This window comes from Citrobacter sp. (assembly GCF_050252275.1).
GTDB classification, from domain to species: Bacteria; Pseudomonadota; Gammaproteobacteria; order Enterobacterales; family Enterobacteriaceae; genus Citrobacter_A; species Citrobacter_A amalonaticus.
Map to the genome: position 1 here is coordinate 1 of NZ_JBFWLF010000238.1, position 7,126 is coordinate 7,126.

Annotated in this window: 6 protein-coding genes; all 6 read right to left on the reverse strand. The window is 52.4% G+C overall.

The window, feature by feature from the left end:
• The coding region (locus tag AB7E14_RS17735) for a SurA N-terminal domain-containing protein (protein ID WP_428169747.1) at positions 1-742 on the reverse strand (742 nt) is incomplete at its 3' end.
• A gap of 267 nt (positions 743-1,009) precedes the next feature.
• Positions 1,010-1,297 (reverse strand): nucleoid-associated protein HU-beta, encoded by a 288-nt coding sequence (gene hupB, locus AB7E14_RS17740; RefSeq protein WP_152754439.1) that lies wholly within the window; start codon positions 1,295-1,297, stop codon positions 1,010-1,012.
• Between the two features lie 193 nt (positions 1,298-1,490).
• The gene (gene lon, locus AB7E14_RS17745; RefSeq protein WP_042285905.1) at positions 1,491-3,845 is read right to left on the reverse strand and encodes an endopeptidase La; all 2,355 of its coding nucleotides are present in this window, start codon (positions 3,843-3,845) and stop codon (positions 1,491-1,493) included.
• A gap of 184 nt (positions 3,846-4,029) precedes the next feature.
• On the reverse strand, positions 4,030-5,304 hold the full coding sequence (clpX, locus tag AB7E14_RS17750; RefSeq protein WP_042324505.1) for an ATP-dependent protease ATP-binding subunit ClpX: 1,275 nt from the start codon (positions 5,302-5,304) through the stop codon (positions 4,030-4,032).
• A 127-nt stretch (positions 5,305-5,431) separates the two neighbouring features.
• Positions 5,432-6,055: an ATP-dependent Clp endopeptidase proteolytic subunit ClpP gene (gene clpP / locus AB7E14_RS17755; protein WP_002891804.1), complete on the reverse strand. Its 624-nt coding sequence runs from the start codon at positions 6,053-6,055 to the stop codon at positions 5,432-5,434.
• Between the two features lie 245 nt (positions 6,056-6,300).
• Positions 6,301-7,126, reverse strand: an 826-nt coding sequence (gene tig / locus AB7E14_RS17760) for a trigger factor (protein WP_428169748.1), incomplete at its 5' end; no start/stop codon positions are given.

Genomic DNA, 7,126 nt, shown 5'->3' on the forward strand with positions numbered 1-7,126 from the left:
TGACCGGCTTTTGCATCGAGGCGGCGTCCAGCTTGATGTAGCTGACGCGGAACTGTTCCGGGGTCATGAAGCTGTTTTTGTGCTGCTCGTAGTAGCTGGCCACTTCCTGATCCGTCACCGACTGCTTCGCTGCAAGAGCATTGACGTCAATCGTGGCTTCACGGACGACACGCTGCTGTGCAACCAGCGCCGCCAGCTCATCAGTCTCACCCTTGAGCATAAAATCGGTGCCCGCGACGCCGCTGATAAGCTGCTGTGTAGTCAGTTGGTTACGCAAGGCTTGCGCATACTGGTCAGCGGTCATCCCCATCTGATTAACAATCGCGTTATAGCGGTTGTTATCAAATTTGCCATCGACCTGGAATGCCGGCGTGGAGAAAATCGCCTGCTTCACCTGCTCGTCGCTGATGCCCAGTTTGAGTTCGCGGGCATACTGATCAAGCAGCGCTTCATCAATCAGACGATTAAGCGTCTGCTGGCGCAGGGTTTTCATGTAACCTTCGTTTGCCGCAAGCTCAGAGTACTGATCGCCCAACTGTTGCTGCATGCGATTACGCTCGCTGTTGAACGCATTCTCAAACTGCCCACGGCTGATTTCCTGGTCATTCACTTTAGCGGCGTAGTTGTTGCCTCCGCCAATCAGGTAACCACTCACGCCGGTCAGAATGAACGACACGATAATGATTCCGAAAATAATCTTGAGCACGAGACTGTTAGCAGCCGTGCGTAAGCTGTCCATCATGGTGTAACCACACTCCGCTGTAGGTGACTATACACGGCATCTTTCACGCGGCCTCGTCGTTAACTGCCCCGATGAAACGTGAATGCCTTGTGTATATACGCGTTACGCAGCATAGCGTTTCCTGAACGCTGCGCATAAAGGCCTATTGTGACAAGAAACAGGGGCGATTGTCAGCCCACAACATGTAGAAAATCGCTGCAAAAACAAAAAAGGCACATCAATTGATGCGCCCTTGTACTGAGTCCTGTCCCCGGAAGGGGATCACGCTTAGTTTACTGCGTCTTTCAGTGCTTTACCTGCACGGAAACCAGGTACTTTGGCGGCAGCAATGGCGATCTCTTTACCTGTTTGCGGGTTGCGGCCAGTACGGGCAGCACGCTCTTTAACAGCAAAAGTACCAAAACCTACCAGCGCAACGTCATCCCCTTCTTTCAGAGATTCGGTAACAGAAGCAATAATTGCGTCTAACGCACGCCCTGCCGCAGCTTTGGAGATATCAGCCCCTGCAGCAATTTTGTCGATCAGTTGAGATTTATTCACTCTTCTCTTCCTCATTATAATTTATATCGCACCAGAATCCTTCAAAGTGCGACCGCGCAGCAGTTATATCAGGCCTGCCATGCCCTTACAACACCCGATAATGATGGCAAGCCCAATCCGTCATCTAAATTAGCTATACAAAAAAAGGCTGGCAAGTACGAAATGGCCTGCCAGCCCTGTTTTTATTAGTGCTCTTTGCGCGAGGTCACTATTTTGCCGTCACAACCTGCATTCCAGAGGGTTCATTTTGCAATGCGAGCGTCAGAACCTCTTCAATGCGTTTCACCGGATGGATGTCCAAATCGGCAATAACATTGTCCGGAATCTCTTCCAGGTCGCGTTTGTTTTCATCCGGAATTAAGACCGTTTTAATACCACCACGGTGCGCAGCCAGAAGTTTTTCTTTTAACCCACCGATCGGCAGTACCTGACCACGCAGGGTGATCTCACCGGTCATCGCCACATCGGCACGCACCGGGTTACCGGTCAGGCAGGAAACCAGTGCGGTACACATCGCAATACCGGCGCTCGGACCGTCTTTCGGCGTCGCCCCTTCCGGAACGTGAACGTGAATGTCGCGTTTTTCGTAAAAGTCCGGATTAATACCCAGTTTTTCCGCACGCGCGCGCACCACGGTCAATGCAGCCTGAATGGACTCCTGCATCACTTCACCCAGCGAACCGGTGTAGGTCAGCTTGCCTTTACCCGGCACGCAGGCGGTTTCGATGGTCAGCAGATCGCCGCCCACTTCCGTCCACGCCAGACCGGTCACCTGGCCTACGCGGTTTTCATTGTCCGCGCGACCATAGTCAAAGCGCTGTACACCCAGGTAGTCGTGCAGGTTATCGCCATTGATCACAATGTGTTTCAGTGACTTATCCAGCAGCAATTGCTTAACCGCTTTCCGGCACAGTTTGGAAATTTCACGTTCCAGACTACGCACGCCAGCCTCACGAGTGTAGTAACGAATAATGCCGATAATGGCGCTGTCGTCGACCGTCAGCTCGCCTTTCTTCAGCGCGTTACGCTCAATCTGCTTCGGCAACAGGTGCTGTTTGGCAATGTTCAGCTTCTCGTCTTCGGTATACCCGGACAGACGGATCACTTCCATACGATCCAGCAGCGGCGCTGGAATGTTCATGGAGTTGGAGGTCGCGACAAACATCACGTCGCTGAGATCGTAGTCCACTTCCAGGTAGTGATCGCTGAACGCCACGTTCTGCTCAGGGTCCAGAACTTCAAGCAGTGCGGATGCCGGATCGCCACGCATGTCGGAAGACATTTTGTCGATCTCATCGAGCAGGAACAGCGGGTTTTTCACGCCCACTTTCGCCATTTTCTGGATCAGTTTACCCGGCATTGAACCGATGTACGTTCGACGGTGGCCACGAATTTCCGCTTCATCACGCACGCCGCCCAGCGCCATACGGATGTATTTACGCCCGGTCGCTTTGGCGATGGACTGACCCAGAGAGGTTTTACCTACCCCCGGCGGCCCTACCAGGCACAGGATCGGCCCCTTGATTTTGTTCACACGGCTTTGAACCGCGAGATACTCAAGGATGCGGTCTTTCACGCGCTCCAGACCATAATGGTCGGTATCAAGGATTTCCTGCGCCTGACGCAGGTCTTTTTTGACCTTGCTACGCGCATTCCATGGCACCTGTACCATCCAGTCGATGTAACCACGCACGACGGTCGCTTCCGCTGACATCGGCGACATCATTTTCAGCTTCTGCAGTTCAGCTTCGGCTTTCTCTTTCGCCTCTTTCGGCATTTTTGCCGCGTCGATCTTCCGCTTCAGCGCTTCGTTTTCGTCCGGCGCATCGTCCATTTCGCCGAGTTCTTTCTGAATCGCCTTCATCTGCTCATTCAGATAGTACTCACGCTGAGATTTCTCCATCTGCTTTTTCACACGGTTGCGAATGCGCTTCTCAACCTGCAGCAGATCGATTTCAGACTCCATCATCGCCATCAGATACTCCAGACGCTCGTTCACGTCTGACATCTCCAGCACGGACTGCTTATCCGCCAGCTTCAGCGGCATATGGGCAGCGATGGTGTCCGCCAGACGTGCCGGATCGTCAATGCTATTGAGCGACGTCAGCACTTCTGGTGGGATTTTCTTGTTCAGCTTGATGTAGCCTTCGAACTGGCTGATCGCTGTGCGTACCAGCACTTCCTGTTCGCGCTCATCAATAGCAGGCGAATCAAGGTATTCCGCTTTCGCAGAGAAGTGCTCGCCGTTATCAGACAGCGCAGAAATACGCGCACGCTGTAACCCTTCGACCAGCACTTTGACGGTGCCGTCAGGCAGTTTCAGCATCTGCAAAATAGAGGCCACGGTCCCGACGGTGAAAAGATCGTTTACACCCGGCTCATCCGTTGATGCTTCCTTCTGGGCGACCAGCATGATTTTTTTATCATGGTCCATAGCCGCTTCCAGACAACGGATAGATTTTTCCCGCCCTACAAACAAGGGTATGACCATGTGCGGATAAACCACCACATCGCGCAACGGCAATACGGGGATTTCAATGCGTTCAGAACGCTCAGGATTCATAGAGCTCTCTCTTAGTTTAGTGTCCGCCAGGTAATCAGATGGCATAGCTGTGCTTCATGCCACCTTTAACATGTATGTCAGTATATGGGGATGTTTCCCACACATTCAACGCCATGATTACGGAAAAAGTAAAGGGGAGATAAAATCCCCCCTTTTTGATTAACTGATTGTATGGATTGGCTAATTATTCACCAGATGCCTGCTGGGCTTCCGGCTTGCCGTAAATCAGTAATGGCTTGCTCTGACCGCCGATCACCGACTCATCAATCACCACTTTTTCGACGTCTTCCATCGAAGGCAGATCATACATGGTATCCAGCAGCGCGGCTTCTACGATGGAACGCAGACCACGGGCACCGGTTTTACGCGCCATGGCTTTGCGGGCAATCGCATCCAGCGCTTCGTCGCGGAACTCCAGGTCAACGCCTTCCAGATTGAACAGCGCCTGATACTGCTTGGTCAGCGCGTTTTTCGGCTCTTTCAGGATCTGGATCAGCGCTTCTTCGCTCAGTTCGCTCAGCGTTGCCACAACCGGCAGACGACCAATAAACTCAGGAATCAGACCAAACTTGATCAAATCTTCCGGCTCAACCTGCGAGAGCAGTTCGCCTTCGCTGGCCTTGTCGGATTTCGCTTTCACCGTTGCACCAAAACCAATGCCGGAGCCGGTTTCAACGCGGTTGGCGATCACTTTATCCAGGCCGGCAAACGCACCGCCACAGATGAACAGGATCTTAGAGGTATCCACCTGCAAGAATTCCTGCTGCGGATGTTTACGTCCACCCTGCGGCGGAACGGCAGCAACCGTCCCTTCGATCAGTTTCAGCAGCGCTTGCTGTACGCCTTCACCGGAAACGTCACGGGTGATCGACGGGTTATCAGACTTACGGGAAATCTTGTCAATTTCATCGATATAGACAATACCACGCTGCGCTTTCTGCACATCGTAGTCGCACTTCTGCAACAGTTTCTGGATGATGTTCTCAACGTCCTCACCCACGTAACCCGCTTCGGTCAGCGTGGTGGCATCCGCCATCGTGAACGGAACGTCCAGCAGGCGCGCCAGCGTTTCCGCCAACAGCGTTTTACCGGAGCCGGTCGGACCGATCAGCAGAATATTACTTTTGCCCAACTCGACGCCATTACTGGTGTCGCCGTTGCGCAGACGTTTGTAGTGGTTGTATACCGCGACCGCCAGCACTTTCTTGGCCTGTTCCTGACCGATGACGTAATCGTCAAGATGGTTACGAATTTCGTGTGGCGTCGGCAGCGCACTGCGTTCACGGTGCGGTGCTACTTCCTTAATCTCTTCGCGAATGATGTCGTTACACAGATCGACACATTCATCGCAGATATACACGGATGGACCGGCGATGAGCTTACGCACTTCATGCTGGCTTTTGCCGCAAAAAGAGCAGTACAACAATTTGCCCGAGCCATCTTTGCGTTTATCTGTCATGAGTCAAAACCTCTTCTTTGTTCTTTGTGCCGCACACGACGACGCAAAATGCCATTCTCAGGCGCAACTCGCTTTGTCGCGTTGTGCCGCCCCTGGTAAGTATAGCGGCAGAGTTGCGCCCCGGGCATCAATTACGATGGGTCAAAATCGAGTCGACTAAGCCATACTCAACTGCCTCAGCGGCAGAGAGGAAGCGATCGCGCTCAGTATCACGCTCAATCTGCTCAAGAGATTGACCCGTATGGTGTGCCATAAGTTCGTTCATGCGCCCTTTAACTTTCAGGATTTCACGGGCGTGAATTTCAATATCCGTTGCCTGGCCCTGGTAACCGCCCAACGGCTGATGAATCATTACGCGGGAGTTCGGCAGGCAGAAACGTTTACCTTTCGCCCCGGCCGTCAGCAAGAACGCGCCCATTGAGGCCGCCTGGCCCATACAAATGGTGCTGACGTCTGGCTTAATAAACTGCATGGTGTCATAAATCGACATGCCTGCGGTAATTACGCCGCCCGGAGAGTTAATGTACAGGTAGATATCTTTTTCCGGGTTTTCAGCTTCCAGGAACAGCATCTGCGCCACAATCAGGTTAGCCATATGATCTTCGACCTGGCCGGTCAGAAAAATGACACGTTCCTTAAGTAGACGAGAGTAGATATCAAAAGAGCGCTCACCACGTGAGGTCTGTTCAATGACCATCGGCACCAGCGCCATATGGGGTGCAAAGTTATCTCGTTCGCCGCTGTATGACATTTCCGTCTCCTGGATAAAAAATGAAAAAACCTGCTGTACCGATTGTAACCTTATGGACGGATTATCAGCTAGTCCCTCTGTTATGGGTACGGCATCGCCATAATTCAAGCATAACAATCTTTTGCCTGAACGCTAACACTGAAAAGGGCTTTTTCGCACGCTTCCATGCAAAAGTCATGACAAAAAAAAGACCCGCCACCTGACGGTGACGGGCCTTTGAGCGAAATTCGCGCGTTTAAGCGGAATTACGCCTGCTGGTTCATCAGCTCATTGAAGGTCGTGGCTTTTTCAGTCACTTTGGCTTTCGCCAGAACCGCTTCAACCGCCTGCTCTTCCAGAGCGACGTTACGCATGTTGTCCATCAGCTCTTTATTTTTGCTGTAGAACTCGATCACTTCTTTCGGATCTTCGTAAGCAGAAGCCATTTCTTCGATCAGGCCCTTCACGCGATCTTCATCCGCTTTCAGTTCATTGGTACGAATCACTTCGCCCAGCAGCAGACCCACAACTACGCGACGCTTAGCCTGTTCTTCGAACAGTTCACGCGGCAGTTCCAGCGCTTGTTTCTCGTTACCACCGAAACGCTGAGCAGCCTGACGACGCAGAACGTCGATTTCGCTGTCAATCAGTGCAGCAGGAACGTCGATATCGTTCGCTTTCACCAGACCGTCGATTGCCTGAGATTTAACACGGTTACGCACCGCGCCTTTCAGCTCGCGTTCCATGTTTTTACGGACTTCAGTACGCAGACCGGCAACGGAACCATCTTCAACGCCAAAACGTTTGATGAATTCTTCAGTCAGTTCCGGCAGCTCACGCTCTTCCACTTTCTTCAGGTTGATGGCGAATTTCGCCGCTTTACCTTTCAGGTTTTCAGCGTGGTAGTCTTCCGGGAAAGTCACGTCGATGGTGAACTCTTCGCCCGCTTTGTGACCTTTGATACCGTCTTCAAAGCCCGGGATCATACGACCCTGGCCCATCGCCAGTACGAAATCAGACGCTTTACCGCCTTCGAACTCTTCGCCGTCTACAGAACCGGTGAAGTCGAGGGTAACGCGGTCTTCTGCATCC